This window comes from Algibacter miyuki, from assembly GCF_030409805.1.
GTDB lineage: Bacteria > Bacteroidota > Bacteroidia > Flavobacteriales > Flavobacteriaceae > Algibacter > Algibacter miyuki.
The window spans coordinates 181,711-199,607 of record NZ_JAUFQP010000016.1; the positions used below are offsets into that span (position 1 = coordinate 181,711).

The window sequence follows — 17,897 nt, forward strand, 5'->3', positions numbered from 1 at the left end:
TTAAGTTTTCTAATTAGTTACGTTTCCTGTTTAACAAAGTTCGTCCCCCTAAAATAAATAAGAGTAGCGGCAATATTCCTATAAAAAACACTTTAACCCATGCCACTTCATCTTGAGTAATTAATAGTTTATTATCTATTGGTTTTGGTCTAGTGGCATCAATTGGATATTCCCCATTGCTAAACCACTTGAAAGTTTCTTTAACAAATTGATGATTTTCTTTATTTTTTAAATTAGATCTGCTTATTTCCTTATTACTCATAAAATCAGCATCACCAAACACCATAATTTTTTGCTCTTTATTCCCTACGTTCCTCTGGAGTGCTAGTGCGACTAAGGCTTCTGTTTTTGTATTAACATCTTGCTTAAAGCTAATAGAATCTGTTTCTAAATTAATAGATTCAAGCTCATTCCAAACTTCTTTTTTATTCGATACTAAAACTGGAGTAGCCTTAAAACCAAGCGTGTCTTTATATTTTACTGCCATGGTGTTAGGCATACTTACAACACTTTCCGGCTTAACCGAATATCCTAATTTATGTGCTCCGCCTGTTATTTTAGCTTGTAATAAATCGAGCTTATAATCGCCACTTTCTTGCAGTAATATCCCTTTAGAAAACTGAACGCCGATTTCTTCTAGAATAGAATTGAATAATGCCTCTTTATTAGGTTCGCCAGCAATAATAACATTCCCTCCTTTATTTATGTACTCTTTTATTTTATCTAAATTTGAGTCACTATAAGAAATAATAGGATCGGCAATAACAAGAACGGCAAGATCTAAAGGTAAAATACCGTCTTCCAAGGAAACATTAGATATGTTGAACCCTTGATTAATTAAAGATGATCTCGAGTTTAGTTGATTAAACACATTTTTATATTCTTTATCTCCTTTTTTGTCGATACTTCGTTCATCGTTACCTGTTAAAATACCAATGTTAGCCGGTCCAATTAAAATATTTTTAACTGAAGCAGAAATCTCAGACTCTTTAGGGTAGCCAATTTGATCGAAAAACATACGTAAATTAGCTGTTTTCCCATCATACTCTAGTGCACGTACAAACCCATTTAATTCTTGTTCTAAATCTATAATTTTGTTAATTTCTTCTGGAGTCATCACCTCTTCGAAATCAAAACCATAGGCTGTAGATGCCCGTTTTGCACGCTCTAATAATGTTTTATCAGTATTATCTCGTTTATCTAGTGTATAATTGTAATACGGACGATAATCGATTTCTAAATTCGGCAAAAAACGAGTATAATCATCAAATTGCTTTAAATCATATATTCTAAATTTTGGTGAAGCTAAATGGGCAAATTGGTTTATAACATTAGCATAAACTGTTATTTTTACAGGGCCATCAAGTTGTTTTAATAAACTTTGCGTTTGTTCTGTGAGTGTATTTGTTTTAAATCTTGTTGTATCATAATAGCCATTAAGTGTTGGTAACGAACTTAAGTACCCTATTACAAGAACACAAACCACAACTACAGCATACCTTAATGTTTTTGCAACTACACTATAGGTACTCCTACCTGCATTTAATCGCATGATACTTAAAACTAAAAATAAGCTAATAATTAAAATGAAATAAATAACATCTTTACTACTAATTAACCCTGCGATAAAATTATTTGTCCGATCGGAAAGTGCCATCCAATACGTGATATCACGTACAAAATCGATACTCTGTCCTACCGAACTCATAAAATTTAATGCCGCAAACACAGCTAAAGTACTCATTGCTGCCACCACTTGATACGTGGTAATACTAGACATAAACAACCCTATTGATGCATATGCACACGCTAATAAATAAAGACCAAAAATCCCTCCAACCAAATACCAAATATCAATAGACTCAATAGAAATTATTCCTGTAAACACGATACAGCATAAAACCACAACCAATAGCAGGCAATACAAAGCCATAGCTAAAAATTTTCCTAAAATAATTTGCTTATTGGTAACCGGAGACGACAATAATAATTTTATTGAGCCACTGCTTAACTCCCTGCTCATAAGTCCCATGGTTAATAAAGGGATATATAAGTATAAATTATTTTTTACCGAATTAAAAAAAGCATTATACCCCCCAAAAACATCTTTAGTTAGAGCCTTTAAGTTGTTTCCTAATTCTTGACTTGCCGCACGAGTTTCAAGTAAATCAGAAATAGTAACCCCGCATTGTATGGTAAAAATAATTAATATTAACCAGGCTACAGGAGAATAAAATAGTATACTCAATTCTACTTGAGCAATTTTTATAATTTTTTTCATTGGGTAAAAGTATTCTTGTACTATTCTTTTCAAAATAGTATAATTAAATGCCAATCTTATTAGAGTTCCCCCTTTGCTATAACTAATTATAGCGGGGGAAACCTATTAAAATGAAGTATCTTATAATTGAGTGTTCATTGCCGTAATACGATCAAAACCTGTAAAAGTTTTAATGTTAGGCGTGTCTATGTTACCAATACCGGTATTAATTAGAGGAAGTAAATACACTTTACCTTCGCTACCATTATAGGTGGCTGCTAACAAAGCTTTATTATTTAATGGTAAATAGCTTCCTGAGCTTCTAAATGGGTAATCTGCTTGTTGATACACTTGTAAAATAGATAACTCTTCTCCAGCTGGAGCCGTATAACGTTCTTGAACCACTACTGAAGTAGAAGCATAAATTACAGCGTAAATTTTGCTATCTGTAGCATAATACATCACTTTTTGATCATCAAGAAATACGAATGATTTTCCTTGAGCAATATCTGGCGCATTTGTTAAGTTGAAAAAAGCAATTGGAGCTGGAGGAATAGTATTAGGATAATCGCTAGCTCCTCCATCAAATACATAAAGACCAATATCGCCTGTACTTTCATTTTTAAGTAAATGTCTAAAAGCCCCATCAGTGCCTGTACCTGCAGCTAAATTAACCATGTTAACTAGCGTAGCTGGGTTAAACACTCCTGTTGTGTTTTCTGGAATCTCGTATCTGTTGCTGTCTCCAAACTGAGTGATAGAAGGTTGATAAACGAATTTATCAATTGCTTCACTATAATAATTTATCGTTACAGGTGGATTTGCCTTTGGGTTTGTTGCTATTATATCTGGCACAGTGTAACTAGAAGCAAAAGCGCTCCCAAATTTTTGAGAAGCTCCAAAATAAGTTGATGTTAAACTCTCATTATTAATAAACAAACTACCTTGATTTACTTGACCTAACGCCTTTGGATTATACGATGTTTGTGGTACATAAAACAAATCATTATTAGTTCCAGCTAAAGTATAATCTAAAGTTTGTATTCTATAAATCATATTATCTGTTATGCCTAACATGGCATTTTTCCCATATATTTGATAGTACTTTATTTGCTTTGTAACCCCAGGAATAGTAGTACCATTAATTTTAGAATACACATGGTATTTCACACTTTCGCCTTCAAAATCTGTGGTTACATCAGCACTCATAATATGGCTAAAATCTGTTGAAGTACCATCTGACGTTTCAGCGATTACGATACCTTCACCTATATTATTCAGTACGGTTACTGGCCATGCCATAATATATTTTAAATCGGTATTTACATCTGTAACGGTATATACCAATTGATGTGGATAACCTGGATTTGTAGGGGGAAAAGCAATTTCGCTATCTAAGTTACGCACATTACTTAAAATTTGATATGTAGTATCATTTGGTGCTAAATTTATTTTCCATTCATAATCCAATTGACTTTCAGATAACCCTTCAATATTAAGTTTAGGGTTCAACTCTAGGTTATCAAATTGATAAACAGAAATTTTACTAACTCCCGTGGTATCAATTTCTACCCCTGGAATGGTATTTACATCTAGACCACTTTTATCTTCATAACAGGCCTGTACTACTATTGCAAACACTAGCAGGATTACTATATTTAATAATTTTTTCATGAAATTTAATTTTTAATGTTATTAATTAACAAGAATGACAAGTATACTAATTAGTATATAGGTACAATAACCTCACCGGCATGGTCTCCATCATCATGAAGTAAAGGTGTTCCATTGTCTATCTCATACTGTCTTATATAATCTCCAAATGCTTTACCTAAAGCTTGAGCTCCCGTAGGACCTACTGCTCTATAGTCTGTAATTGAAAAATCGGTAAGACCTGTAGTTGCTAAAAACACTCTATAGGCTGCTGAACTTGAATATCTTGTGAAGAAAAACCCAAAATACCTCCATGCAGGAATAACAATTTTATTTGTCCAAATCAGTTTTGTTGTATTCGACTCGGTATTTCCTATAACAAAATCATCTGATGTCATTGAGGCAATATGTATAGATACTGAAGTATCATCAAGTATTGGTGATTTTTTTAACTTTACTAATAAATTACCAGTAAACTCCCCAGCAGGAACTTTTCCTTCAATTATTTCATAGAGATCGGTTGTTGCTGTTGTTAATTCATCATCAAGTACTTCTACATTAAAATAACGATCATAATCGGCGGTATTTCCTATAATAGCCACAGGAACCTCTAAAATATATTCATTTGAAACTTCTTGAATAAATGAATATTGAATAGAGTCATTAACAAAATTAATAGCGGGTGCTGCACTAAAATTATCTATTTCATCTTTTTCACAAGACATGACTAATACTAAGCACAATGTCATTGAAAAGATGGTATATATTATATTTTTCATAATTTCTTAATTTATAAATTAAACATTTAATTTGAGCTTCCTAAACTGAATGAAAAGCATGGCTCAGACAAAATAAATACTTCGCTTGAAGTACTCCCTTGTTTGCTTTTTAAGTCTGCTTTTTTATTAGTTTGAGAAAAATTTAAATTATTGGTTACTGTCATGTCTTCACAAAAATCATAACTTAAAGGCTTACCAGATAAAACGACTGTTGAAAATTCAATAGAACTTTCTGTTTCTTCTTTTTCACAAGAGTTAAAAAACATGAAACAAAAAACAAGTGTAGAAACGGTGTATATTTTATTCTTCATAATTATATATTTTGCTGCGTTTAACATTTATTGCGTATTCCCAAACTGTAATTCTCCATCAGGGTATGGTAAAACGTATACGTTATCATCTAATATAATACCGTCCGACAAACCAAATATTTGTGTTTCACCTGTTCTTTTGTAATAAAAGAATAGTTGCCCTTCGCTTAAAAATTCTTTTTTATATTCTTTTTTAATTTCAAGAATCACTTCTTCTTGTGTTGCTGTATCTGGAATATCTTCGATAATCCCTCTACTACTTCTTACTAAGTTTAAGTAACCTATTGCCTTATCTAATTGTAACGTTGCTTCATTTTTAGCATAGGCTTCTGCTGCTATATAATACATTTCTGGAAGCTTAATTAAAGGCAATTGATTTCGAGAACCACTTAAAAATACATCATCTTGAACAAGCTTTTTATTAAGGACACCTCTTGCTTGTGTTTCCATGAGTGTATTAAATCGTACATCGGCAATTCCTATATTTACATTGTTAGTTTCAAATGTATCATTAGTAAAATTAGAGGTATAAAACAAGGCGTCATAATTTGTACCATCACCTTCTGCCGTTAACAATGGCATGGTATAAAAAGGTAATAAATCCACATCTAAAGAAAATAGAACTTCTTGATAAAATATTTTATCTGCAGATACAGGGTAAGTTGCCGAATTTATTAAGCTTGTAAATGAGTTTGCTATAACTACCTCGGCCGCTGCAGCTGCTTCCGTTTGCTTACCTTGCCATTGAAAAACACGTGCTTGTAATGCTTTAGCTGCATAATAATTCATGCGTTGTTCGCGTTTGTCATAAAAACCTGTTCTATTTACGACATCGTAATAATTTGCGGGTTTATCTGTGGCATAAATAGGATCTTCACTTAGTAACTCTAAAGCTTCATCAAGATCTACTTCCATTAATTTTAAAGTTTCGCTATAACTAAGTTGTGCTGTTATATTTTTGCTGAATACTTTTACATAAGGAATTGTTTTATCTTGTAATATCGCTGGACGATTTTCTAAATTACCCACAGCAAATAAACGCATAACATCAAAATGAACGAAGGCTCTTAAACCTAATAATTCTCCTTTGATAATAGCATAATCAATATCTCCTAAAACATCTCTGTTTTTATCGGCCATTTCAAGTGCTATATTAATATTTGCGATAACATTATAGGCTTTTAGCCAAAGTGCTTTTAGTTGAGCTGTTGAATTTACTGATTGATAATTAAACTGTTGCACGCCAGCATAGTTTGCGCTATTAGAAAACGTAGCATATTGTTGGCTAAGTACATCAACAAGATTCCAGTTCATGTCTTTAGCATAAAGCTCTGGCTCGGTAAGCCCTAAATAAACTCCCATAAGAGCGTCTTTAAACCCATCAACCGATGAAAACTGTTCTTCTGCAGTTATTTGTGTGCTAGATTGTTCGTCTAACCAATCCTCACTACAGGACACTGTAAGTATTAGAAAAGTTAATCCTAATAATATTGTTTTAATATTCTTGTTCATAATCTTTTGTTTTAAAAGTTAGCAGTTAGTGAAAAAGACATAGATTGCGCAAAAGGGTACGACGTACCACGCTCAATTTCTATGGTTGAGAACTGCACTATATTATTGGCATTAAAGCTTAAGCGTAAACGCTCTGCTCCTATAGCATCGGTAATGTTCTTTTGAAAATCATAATATACATTAACGGCTGCAAGATCAAAATCGTTACGGTTTTGCACAAAGCGAGACGTTGGTTTTGTTTGAGAATCCTCATAATTATACCTACCCGTTTCATAATTAAAAAATCTTAAACCTTTAAAAGGAGTTTCTTGCCCTTGGTATTGCCATCTGCCTGTTAAAACACGTTGATCCACATTATAACGTATATCTGCATTTTCAACTTTATCTACTAGAGTTTGGTTATACAATTGCCCGCCACCTAAATATCTAGCGGTAATACTAATACCAAAACCTTCAAACTCACCTGAAACTCCAAAAACACCACGGTACTCAGGGTTACTATTCCCTACAACAACCATATCGTCGGCATCCCATTCGTAGGTAGTGCTGCCATCTTGTTTTTGGTAAATTTCTAAACCTGTTGCTGGATCTATACCTTTAGATGGTACCGCCCAAATAGCATTCATAGACATACCATCTTGATATTTAAGCACCGGTTTATTATTTTCATCATCTGCTGCGATAGCATCTTGAGTTTCATTAAATGCATCCATAGCATCAGAAAGTTCAACAATTTCATTTTTATTGGTTGTAACTCCAAAGTTTACACTAAAAAAGTTACGCCCTTCAGTCCATACTAAATATGAAGTATTAATTTCGATACCTGTATTTTTAACTTTTCCTAAATTTTCTTTCACACTATTAAAACCTGTAGAATGAGGCAATGTGATATCTGTAATAAGATTTTCAGTATAACTTTCATAATAATCAAATCGTAAATTAAGGTTTTCAACTTTTGCATCAAGCCCTAAATTATAATCGAATTTGGTTTCCCACTGTAAACTAGGATTCCCCATATTAAGAAGGTACGATCCCGGATTGTCTTGATAAAATTTATCTTGATAATAACCGTATGTTACAATAGATTGGTTGACATTGAAATTTTGATTACCAGTTGATCCTAAGGACCCTCTAAGTTTTAACTGATCGACAAATGAATTTCTTAAAAAAGCTTCATTATGCATATTCCAACCTAAACCTAAACTCCAAAAGGTAGACCAACGCTTATCTTCTCCAAATTGAGAGGAAGCACTTGTTCTTATGGTGGCATCACTAAGAAATCGATTATCATACACATAAGATCCTATGGCAAGAAAACCTAATTCTCTAGATACACCACTTATTCCAAGTGGTCTAGACTGTAATGCATAACCTTTGGCAAAAGTGATATCATCTAACCGGCTACTAGGAAAACCTGCGGCTGCGTGTACAACTTCTTGGTATTTACGCTCACTTACATTAAAGCCTAAATTAGCAAAAAGGAAATGCTTTTGGATACTTTTGGAATACTGTACATTAAGATCTCCAGACACATTAGAGCTTTTTCCATTATTAACTATATAAGATCCTTTATAAGAGTCTTGAGAACCTAAAAGAATAATACCTATTAGATTAGAATTATCAAACACAGAATGTTGACTAGGTAAAAACACATCGGCATCACTTCGTTTTAAATCAATACCAAAACGTGCAACTGTTTTTATAGATGGTAAAATATCCCATTCTAAATAAAAGTTATTTGCAAAATTTAAATAACTCGATTCATTTTTGGTTTCTAAAGTAGTATCATGAAGTGGGTTTGTTACGCTTACACCATTACTAAAAGTCTCTGAATAATACGGAATACTGCCATCTATATTTCTAGCTCTCCAATACGGGTTCATTTTAGTATAAGTATCAAAACTTCCATAAGGAGATTCTTGTGTATTGTTTCCTGTTACCGATAAACTGTTTTTAAACTTTAATTTATCAATAGTATACATTAGCGTTAGGTTACCGCCAATATTTTCTCTAAACGATCCTTTCATGGCTCCCGTCTTTTTTTGATAGTTTAAATCCGCCAGTACGCTTATATTCTCACTACCTAACTCCACTCCTATGGAATGTCTATGTCCTACACCGGTTTGTAATGGTATTGCCATCCAATCGGTATCTAAACCTTCTTGTGCCAGTTTTAATCTCGTATTATACAATTGCTGAAGCCCTACATAGGTATTAGCATTATTAGATAGATATAGACCATCTAGTGTTTCTGCTTGTAATTTTTCTAACGAATTGGTAAGGTTATAACTTGATAAATCTGGAAGTTCTAAATCAAGATTAGCATTATAAGTTACTCTTACATCATCACCAGTTGGTGTTTCCGTTTCAATAACAATAACACCGTTTGCTGCCTTTGAGCCGTATAATGCTTTTGAAGCGGCATCTTTTAAAATAGTAAGACGCTTAACACGGTTAAAATCAATATCATAAATACGCTCCACTGATACTTCAAAACCATTTAATATAAAAAGTGGTTGATTGGGATTTTGTAAATAATTCCCTTTAAATCCTTCGGTTCCTGAACCTGGAAATGTTGAAGTACCACGTACTTGTAAATCGGGTAAATTATTTGGGTTTGAACCTAAACTAAAATCTTCCACCAAAGCAATCGATGGATCTATGTTTTGTATGGCTTGAAAAATATTTTGACTACCTACTTTTCTTAGCTCTTCTCTTGTTATAGTTACGGCAGATCCTGTAAAACTTTCGGCTTTTCTTTCAAAAACCCCGTTAATAACCACTTCTCCTAACTGATTTAAATCTTCTACAAGTGTTATATTAATCATTGTTTGATTTCCAACCTTAATTTCTTGAGTTTTAAACCCTATACTAGAAAACACTAAAACACTTTCTATATTTGGTACTATAAGGCTATATTCACCATCGATATTTGTATTAGTGCCTACACCTTCACCTTTAATTAAAACAGTTACACCAGGTAATGGCGCTCCTGTTTCGTCAAATATTTTCCCAGATACTTTTCTTTGTCTTCGATCTTCAGAAGATTTCTCTCGGATAAGAATGGTATTATTTGGAGTCACAGTTATGTTAACGTTTCCTCCAGAAAGGCTTTCTTCTAATAATTTATTTAATTTTATTACACCTTGTTTTAGGTGAACTTTTGGAAAATCTTTAAATAAATTTTCACGATAAATAAACATGTAATCGTTTGTTTGCTCTTTGATGATAGTAAAAACTTCATCTACACTAGCTATTTTGTCTTCGGTAATACTAATTTTTGCGTTTTGCGACAAAACATAGTTTGGACTCAAGCTAAACATAGTTGTACATAACAAGAATATAAATGTTCGCATAATAAGTAATAAGAGTTCTTTTTTCTTATAGAAAAGAACATGAGTCAAGTTAATTTTCATAAATTTACAAGTTGTTAGTTAGTTAAACTTTTTAATTAATTAATACAGATCTAAAGGGGGATATAGTCTTTTACTTTCCTAGGGTGCAAACTATTTTCCTCCTTTTTCATTTAATACTTTTATAAATTGTAGTTAGTTTGTTTTCACTTCATAAGTTTTATTTTGAAATTAAACGATTATTTTAAAATGATTATTTTTTCTATAATGGAATACGAGTTAATAATATTAGCATCTTTCATTACGGTAAGAATATCTTCAATAGTGTAATTTTTATTAATTAGTCCAACAAATTTTTGTTCTTCTAGTTCTGTATTCTCAAACATAACATCCATATCATACCATCTAGAAAGCACAACCATAATATCTTTTAGTTTTTCACTTTCAAAATTAAATACACCGTCTTTCCATAATATTTCTTTTCTGGCATCGACTGTTGTAATAACAAATGAATTGTTATTTAGATTGTAATTTGATTGTTGAGATGGTTTAAGGTATTGTCTATTGGAATCTATGTCTACCGCCACTTTTCCTTCTAACAAGGTGGTGTAAATATTAGTTTCATTTTTATATGCCTTAATATTAAATTGGGTACCAAGTACCTCAATTTCTTGTCTATTATGATAAACCTTAAAAGATGCACCTTGATGTTCTTCACTTGGTGTGACATCAAAAAAAGCTTCTCCATAAATAAGTTCAATTTGACGATCTATTCCTTTAGTAAAAGTTACTGGATATTTAATTTTTGTTTCTGAATTTAACCATACCTGAGTACCATCGGAAAGCTTTATAAAAAACTGCCCACCTCGTGGAATTGTTAAATAATTATATTTAATGTCTTTAGTGTTTGTTGAAGTACTATTGTAAACTATTTGTTTACCATCACTACTAACCTCTTCTGTAGCATAAACCACATCTTTTTTCAACTCAACCGATGTACCGTCTTCTAAAGTTAAAATAGCCTTATCTGTACCAGCCGTAATACTATTATTTACAATAACAGGTGCGGATTCAACAGAAGCAGGAAAGGAAGTGTTTCGATTGTTATAAACAAGCCCTGCGGAAATAAGCAACACTATGGAAGCTGCTACCGCATATTTCATTACTTTGAATGATGATATTCTTTTTGTACTGTTAAATTTGTTTTTATTATACTTTTCTTGAACTAATTGCCAAGCTGTATTGGTATCTATCTCCGATACTTTTTTAATATGTGTTTTTTCCCTTTTTAGAAATACAAGTTTCTCATAAAGATGTTTATTTTCCTCAGACTTTTGCAGCCAATCTTGGAATGCTTTCTCCTCTTCTTTAGTAAGGTTAGCATTTATTTTCTTTATTAAAATTTTGTTTTTATTCACCTCTGTTTTATTCAATTAATTAGGACTTACTAATTAGAAGACCAGAAATTAATATTTAGGGTGATGTTTTTTTGAACTATTTTTGAAGTATTATTTTATTTGGATACAAAAATGAGTAAATAGGTATCCTTTAGCTCCTTTCTTAAAGTTTTAAAAGCCTTCTTCATTTGCGTTTTAACAGTGTTTATTGATATCCCAAGTTGGTTAGCGGCTTCTTGATATTTTAAATCGTCTAAAACACATAATAAAAATATTTTTTTACATTGCTTTGGCAGGCCATCTATTTGCTTGTATAACTGAACTTTTTTATTCAAAGCATGTTCATTCTCATCAAAAGTACTTGCTTCATTATAGAAAAGTGCATTTTCATCCAGCAATTGTAATTTATTGTTTTGAGAAATTCTTTTTAAACTAGCATTCTTAACTGCTTTTTTCAGGTAATAATTTAGATTTATTATGTCGTCTTGGTTTTCTCTTTCCAAAATTTTAACAAAAATATCTTGCACGATATCTTCTGCCTCTTTAATATCTTTCACATAAAATAAAGATATCAAACATAACTCTTTATATGCCGATTTAAATTTATTTTCTAAATTAATCAAAAGGAAAAATATTTAATAGTTGAGAGTGCTTTTGCAAGATTGTCTAATACTTTCTGACTTACCTACATTAGCAAATCTATAAAAAATAAATTAAAACTTTTACTATGCAAGAGTGTCAACTTCTGCCAAATACATGAAAAAGAGTTTAAATTATCATGTTTGTAAGTAACACCATAAATAAACCCATATTTTTTAGGTTCTATTCAAAATACCGTAACCATATTTATCAATTTCATATAAATTTAATTATTTCGTTAAAATAAATTATTGATATTAAAAATCATCCTTGTATTTCACCCTTCTATATTTAAAAGTAGCAAACCATTCAGTAAATTATCATATATATCCCAAAAATTACATCAAATGAAGTGAAATTTATTAACCTGAATAAAAAAAAATCTAGTTAGCCCCGCAAAAAGCCCCGTAAACATAATGTTACGGGGCTTTGTTTTTTTAGGTGTTGATTTCGATTAATTTTATTTGGTTTACCAGACTATCGATGTAATTTTTTTTCTTTTAAATATTGTAGTAATTCCTCTGGAAAATCTGTTTGGATAACATTTATGTATTTCTTTTCTAAAAGCTTATCAAACCCTGATTTTTCCTTATGCTTCTCCATATCGTCATATTTACCAAGTGCATTTATCCAGACTCTAGATCCTTGTAGAATCATTTTTTCCATGAGGGGAGCTTTGTAGAAGCTTTCATCTATATGAGTTATATAAATACCATCATACTTAAAAATTCTTTTTATATCTTTTTTATTATACGCTCTAGGCATAATTTTAATTTTAGAATTCATACTACGTAGCAATGGGATTTTCTCATAATCGTATAAATAAAACAAAACTTGGCTCTCCATTCCATATTCTTCAATTAAAGCATACGTTTTACTAATAGCATCGATACTATTCGCCTTAAAATCTACATCAATTAGAATTTTCTCTTTAGTAACTTTCAGCACATCTTCAAAACTTGGAATTTTTTCATTCGTCTCTTTTCCTTTAAATATAAGGTTTAAGTTTTGTAAATCATTCCAGTTTAAGTCATCTACCCTCCCGTTTCCGTTAGTAGTTCTATCTACTGTGCTATCATGCATTACAATTATTTCACCATCTTTAGTTTGCCTAAGATCTAATTCTACAATATCAACTCCTAAACGGATACATTCTTCTATCGCTTTTATAGAGTTTTCAGGATATTCTTGATGAGCTGCTCTATGTGACGCTACTAATACATGTTTATTGTCATGAAAATCTATAAGAATACGATCTACACTGGTGGTTTGTGCTTGAATTCCGAAGTCTAAAAAAAAGCAGAACAGCACCAGTATTTTTGAAATTATTATAATTTTAGTGTTTTTCATTATTTTATATCTACGTAATTCCATAAACACTTCACTACTCTTTGATAAAATCGCTTTTAAACCTCATGAATTCCTGACTTTCAGGATCATTAATTATTTTCTTTGTCCCATCCTCTTTTTTTATTAGGTGAAAGCTATCATATACGCTTCCCATTGGCGTGTATGAATCGTACTTTAAAGTGTTTCCTTCTATTGTTATTATCTGAAAAAGTTGTGTAAATTCTCCGCGCTTAACCATCCAATCTTGATTCTGAGATTCATACATTTTAGGACCACTAACAGAAACAGCATAAATAGCTCCTGCATCTTCAACTACTGTTTTTCCTAAACCTTCATTCGAAGCATAACCTCTGGCGTAAGTATGATCGTGACCTTGTAAAACCAAATCAACATTATATTTATCTATTAAAGGCTTTAACCCTTCTCTTAACTCTTTATTATCTCTTCCTTTTTTAGTTGAATAAATTGGGTAATGCATTGTAATGGTTATCCATTTTTTAGTATTGCTTGCTAAAACAGAATCTAACCATTTTATTTGTTCGTTTCGTGAGTACTCACTATTAATAAAACTTTGTGCATCAATAGAAATCAATTTCATACTTTGATAATCTAAAGCATAACAAGTTTCTTTAAGCTCTTCTATAGGTGCATTTTCAGGCAAAGTAAATTGTGGTCTCCATAAGGCTGATAATTTCTTTCGTTCTACAGTTTTATCATATTCATGATTTCCAGGCGTCATGACACTAGGTACTGTTGCATGTATAAAACTCCCCGCATAAAACCACTCTCCCCATTCTCTATCAGATTCACTATGATTAATTAAATCTCCAGCATGTAGCATAAAATCGACCTCTGGCATCATTTTGTATGATTTACGAAGAACTCTAGACCACATAGATTTCACATCGTTTTGTGCATCTCCAAAATAAATAAAACTAAAAGGTTCGCTTTTGTTTGATGAAGGCGTTTTTATTTGAAACCATTCGCTCCAAGTATCATTGTTTTTATTCCCATCTCCAACTCTATACACGTAATTAGTGCCTGGTTTTAAGTTATTAATAATTGCAGAATGATATGCTGCTTTTACCAAAGGTTCTTGGTCCCTAATATTTTCTACAGCTATGAATTCTGTTTTGGCAGTAAATTGTTGCTTGTTTTTATCCAGTAAAAAATCTGGTCCATGAGTTTCTTCTGCTACCTGTACGTATGCAGTGTCAACCTGTTGGTTTGTTCTCCAGTTTACAGCAAAACTGTGATTAGCATCTTCCGTTAAACTCACAATTATTCTATCAGGTGTTTTTGATGGAAATATAATTTTATGTGCATCTACATCGGACATTGATGAATATTGTGAATGGAAATGATCATGATCTTCATCATGAGCATTAGATTCTTTTTTTGCTGTTTTACAAGCCATTAAAGCCATAAACCCTAAAAGCACTAATGTTGTTTTTTTCATGATATTCATTTATTTTTTTCTATAATTTCTTCAACCTTATTATTAAGTAGTTTTTTGTTTCCACCTTTTCCTTTTATCAAGGTAAAACTGTCATATAAGCTTCCTTTTGTGGTATAAGCATTATATTTTAACGTATCGTTTGAAACGCTAATAATTTGAAATAGCTGCGTGTGTTTCCCTTCTTTAACCATCCAGTCTAAATTTGATGAACCTGCCATTTTTGGGCCACTTACAGATATGGCGTAAATGGTTTCTACGTTGTTAACAACCGTTTTTCCTAACGCATTGTTAGATGCATGACCTCTTGCATAACTATGATTGTGACCTTGTAATACTAAATCCACATTATACTTGTCAATTATAGGTTTCAAGGCTTCTGATAAATCTGTATTTCCACGACCTTCTATTGTAGGTAAAATGGGATAATGTATGGTTAGAGTTACCCATTTTTGAGTATTAGAAGCTAAAACAGAATCTAACCATTTGGTTTGTGCTTTTTTTGAATACTCATGAAGTTCAAAGCTTCTAGCGTCTAAAGATATCAATTTCATGTTTTGATAATCTAGAGCATAACAAGCTTCTTTTAATTCGTCTAAAGGACCATTTTCAGGTAATGTAAATTGATGTGTCCATAACCGTGATAATTTTTTATTGTGATATTCATGGTTTCCAGGAGTCATAATACTAGGTACCGTGGCGTGTATAAAACTTCCTGCATAAAACCACTCGCCCCATTCTTTATCAGATTCACTATGATTGATTAAATCTCCGGCATGATACATAAAATCTACCTCAGGAATCATTTGGTACGATTTACGAATCACTCTAGACCATTCGGATTTTACTTTTATTTGGGCATCTCCAAAATAAATAAAACTATAAGGCGCATTTTTGTCAATATTTGGTGTTTTTATTTGAAACCACTCACTCCATCCATCATCATTTTTACGACCATCTCCTAGGCGATAGACATACGTTTTCTCAGGTTCTAAATTTTTAATAATTACTGAATGAAACGCTGCTTTTACCAAAGGTTCATCATCATCAATATTTTCTGTTTCTAACCCTTTTGTTTTAGCTATTATACGCCTAACCTTGCCTTCTGATAAAAAATCTGGACCATGGGTTTCTTCGGCTATTTCAACATAAGCGGTATCAATTTGCTGGCTAGTTCTCCAGTTTACAGCAAAACTATGTGCTGGATCTTCGGTTAAATTAACAATAATTCTATCTGGTGTTGTTGATGGAAAAATTATTTTATGAGCTGGAATATTAGAATATAATGGGTAATGTGTATGTTTTTTATGGTGTTCATGCTTATGTTTTATGCTAACACAACAAGTAAATACCAATAATGATAATAGAAAAAAGAGTGTTTTTTTCATGAAGATATTTTTCTTAAAAAAGAAAACAGGAGTCTAAATGACTCCTGTTTTAAAGTGTTATTTATTGTAATAACCACATTTTAGACCATTGATCATTTGTAGCTGGTTGCAGTCTATTAATGGCATCCAACATGTTTTCTTCATTATAAGAATCTATATACCAAAACCGAACAGGCGTTTGTTGGCCTTTAGTTCCAGCTATAATATTGCTATTTAAATTAGGAAATCCTGTTCTTCTAAAATCAAACCAAGATTCTGAAGTCAACCATAATGCAATCCATTTTTGATGCATAATAGGCTCTAATTTATTGGATGCGTTGTCAAAAATTTGTTTCGCATTCGCAATATATTCTGTTTGATTAAAATTCAATAACGTATGGTTTGCTTCATCATAAATGGTTTCCGCATCACCGTCTGTAATTTGGTATTGATCAAAGGATAGTTCTATTCCCTCTTTATAATGTTCATAAGCATTATTAGTTATGTAACCACGACTACTTGCTTCTGCTAATAAAAATTTAACTTCGGCCGAAGTCATAAAAATAGATTTTACTAGTTCATGATTATTTTCGGCGTACATGTCTGCTAAATAAGAAGCATGCGGATTTGCTGCAGCATTTAAATACACGTTTTCATCTAAGCTTGCAACATCATTTTTGTAATCACTTAAAGTACCACCAAGGTTAAAATCATTTGGAGCACTTAAAGAAACTGCAACTCCTACAAATAAATTGGTGTTAATGTCATTCTCTTGATTATCATCACTATTTATTGCGTTGATATCAATATCTACATAACGCTTTATTCTATTGTTTTCTAAAACTACTTGATTTGTTGTTCCTTGTGCAAGTTGCACATCAACAGGTCTAATCCATTTGGTTAAACGCGGGTCTTTTAAATCAATTAAATCATTTACAATGGTAGAAGAAGGTTTTCTACGATAAAATTCAGATCTGTTACTCCAATTTAAAGGTCCTCCAGGCCAGCTATTATCAATATCTGTTCCTATGTATGACACCACTGCATTATCATCATTATTTTCTAGAATAGGAAATTCGTTAGCATTGTTAACAATAGCAGCTATTTCTGATGAAACATTAATATCAGCATCACTTTTTTCAGACAACCTCAGGTAAAATCTTAGGAGCAACGAGTTGGCTAATTTTCTCCATTTTTGCCCATCTCCATGATACATTATATCTGCATCTACCGCCTCTGTAATAACTCCTGTGTTTTTTAAAAGTGTATTGGCTTCTTTTAAACTAGTAAGAACTCCAATAAAAACATCTTTTTGAGCATCATACACAGGCTTAAAAAACTCATCGCCGCCGCTTTCTGCTTGTAACGCTTTACTATAAGGAACATCACCAAAGGCAGAAGTAATAAAACCGAATTGATAAGCTTTAATAATTAAAGCAACTGCTTGATAATAGTTTTTTACTTCATCCGTTTTTTCAATTTCGGCTCTTTGATAAATATAGTCGCTGTCTTTTAAAGGTTGATAAAAATTATTAAAATCAGTACCTCCCCATTGGTAGTTATTTTCTTCATAACTGGTAAAATCTCTTTGTAAATACTGAGTAGCAGCAGATAGTTCTCCTTTTTCAAGAGAAAAATTAGTATTTATTTTAGCAGATTCTGAAATAATTCCTGTTAATACAAATTTAATATCTACTGCAGTATCTGGAAGTGTATTAGGACTGATGTTAATATCGTCTAAAGATTCACTACAAGATGTTACCACAAGCATAATCATTGATAGTGCTATCGTGAATATATTATTTTTCATTTTGTTTTGT

12 protein-coding genes are annotated in these 17,897 nt (G+C 31.9%); all 12 read right to left on the reverse strand.

What is annotated here, in order from left to right; genetic code table 11:
* Positions 1-13: 13 nt before the first annotated feature.
* On the reverse strand, positions 14-2,281 hold the full coding sequence (locus QWY92_RS19400; RefSeq protein WP_290274787.1) for a Gldg family protein: 2,268 nt from the start codon (positions 2,279-2,281) through the stop codon (positions 14-16).
* Positions 2,282-2,401: 120 nt separating this feature from the next.
* Positions 2,402-3,934 (reverse strand): PKD-like family lipoprotein, encoded by a 1,533-nt coding sequence (locus tag QWY92_RS19405; protein WP_290274788.1) that lies wholly within the window; start codon positions 3,932-3,934, stop codon positions 2,402-2,404.
* 50 nt (positions 3,935-3,984) lie between these two features.
* Positions 3,985-4,692 carry a DUF4843 domain-containing protein gene (locus QWY92_RS19410; RefSeq protein ID WP_290274790.1) on the reverse strand — a complete coding sequence of 236 codons (708 nt, stop codon included), beginning with the start codon at positions 4,690-4,692 and terminating at the stop codon, positions 3,985-3,987.
* A gap of 26 nt (positions 4,693-4,718) precedes the next feature.
* Positions 4,719-5,003 carry a hypothetical protein gene (locus QWY92_RS19415; RefSeq protein WP_290274792.1) on the reverse strand — a complete coding sequence of 95 codons (285 nt, stop codon included), beginning with the start codon at positions 5,001-5,003 and terminating at the stop codon, positions 4,719-4,721.
* Positions 5,004-5,030: 27 nt separating this feature from the next.
* On the reverse strand, positions 5,031-6,515 hold the full coding sequence (locus QWY92_RS19420) for a RagB/SusD family nutrient uptake outer membrane protein (RefSeq protein WP_290274794.1): 1,485 nt from the start codon (positions 6,513-6,515) through the stop codon (positions 5,031-5,033).
* 11 nt (positions 6,516-6,526) lie between these two features.
* Positions 6,527-9,871: a SusC/RagA family TonB-linked outer membrane protein gene (locus tag QWY92_RS19425; RefSeq protein ID WP_290274797.1), complete on the reverse strand. Its 3,345-nt coding sequence runs from the start codon at positions 9,869-9,871 to the stop codon at positions 6,527-6,529.
* Between the two features lie 236 nt (positions 9,872-10,107).
* Positions 10,108-11,301, reverse strand: a complete 1,194-nt coding sequence (locus QWY92_RS19430; RefSeq protein WP_290274800.1) for a FecR family protein — start codon at positions 11,299-11,301, stop codon at positions 10,108-10,110.
* 80 nt (positions 11,302-11,381) lie between these two features.
* The gene (locus tag QWY92_RS19435; RefSeq protein ID WP_290274804.1) at positions 11,382-11,888 is read right to left on the reverse strand and encodes a sigma-70 family RNA polymerase sigma factor; all 507 of its coding nucleotides are present in this window, start codon (positions 11,886-11,888) and stop codon (positions 11,382-11,384) included.
* Positions 11,889-12,381: 493 nt separating this feature from the next.
* Positions 12,382-13,254 (reverse strand): glycerophosphodiester phosphodiesterase family protein, encoded by an 873-nt coding sequence (locus QWY92_RS19440; RefSeq protein WP_290274808.1) that lies wholly within the window; start codon positions 13,252-13,254, stop codon positions 12,382-12,384.
* 34 nt (positions 13,255-13,288) lie between these two features.
* Entirely contained in the window at positions 13,289-14,713 is a 1,425-nt protein-coding gene (locus QWY92_RS19445) for a purple acid phosphatase family protein (protein ID WP_290274810.1), read from the reverse strand.
* A 5-nt stretch (positions 14,714-14,718) separates the two neighbouring features.
* A complete protein-coding gene (locus QWY92_RS19450; protein WP_290274813.1) occupies positions 14,719-16,098 on the reverse strand; it encodes a purple acid phosphatase family protein in 1,380 nt (459 codons plus the stop codon).
* A gap of 61 nt (positions 16,099-16,159) precedes the next feature.
* A complete protein-coding gene (locus QWY92_RS19455; RefSeq protein ID WP_290274815.1) occupies positions 16,160-17,887 on the reverse strand; it encodes a SusD/RagB family nutrient-binding outer membrane lipoprotein in 1,728 nt (575 codons plus the stop codon).
* Positions 17,888-17,897 lie beyond the last annotated feature (10 nt).

Bases quoted from the DNA above. Each gene is read 5' to 3' on its own strand.
- QWY92_RS19455 (WP_290274815.1), bottom strand. From the start codon at position 17,887: ATGAAAAATAATATATTCACGATAGCACTATCAATGATTATGCTTGTG.
- QWY92_RS19445 (WP_290274810.1), bottom strand. From the start codon at position 14,713: ATGAAAAAAACAACATTAGTGCTTTTAGGGTTTATGGCTTTAATGGCT.
- QWY92_RS19420 (WP_290274794.1), bottom strand. From the start codon at position 6,515: ATGAACAAGAATATTAAAACAATATTATTAGGATTAACTTTTCTAATA.
- QWY92_RS19405 (WP_290274788.1), bottom strand. From the start codon at position 3,934: ATGAAAAAATTATTAAATATAGTAATCCTGCTAGTGTTTGCAATAGTA.
- QWY92_RS19410 (WP_290274790.1), bottom strand. From the start codon at position 4,692: ATGAAAAATATAATATATACCATCTTTTCAATGACATTGTGCTTAGTA.
- QWY92_RS19415 (WP_290274792.1), bottom strand. From the start codon at position 5,003: ATGAAGAATAAAATATACACCGTTTCTACACTTGTTTTTTGTTTCATG.
- QWY92_RS19450 (WP_290274813.1), bottom strand. From the start codon at position 16,098: ATGAAAAAAACACTCTTTTTTCTATTATCATTATTGGTATTTACTTGT.
- QWY92_RS19440 (WP_290274808.1), bottom strand. From the start codon at position 13,254: ATGAAAAACACTAAAATTATAATAATTTCAAAAATACTGGTGCTGTTC.
- QWY92_RS19400 (WP_290274787.1), bottom strand. From the start codon at position 2,281: ATGAAAAAAATTATAAAAATTGCTCAAGTAGAATTGAGTATACTATTT.
- QWY92_RS19425 (WP_290274797.1), bottom strand. From the start codon at position 9,871: ATGCGAACATTTATATTCTTGTTATGTACAACTATGTTTAGCTTGAGT.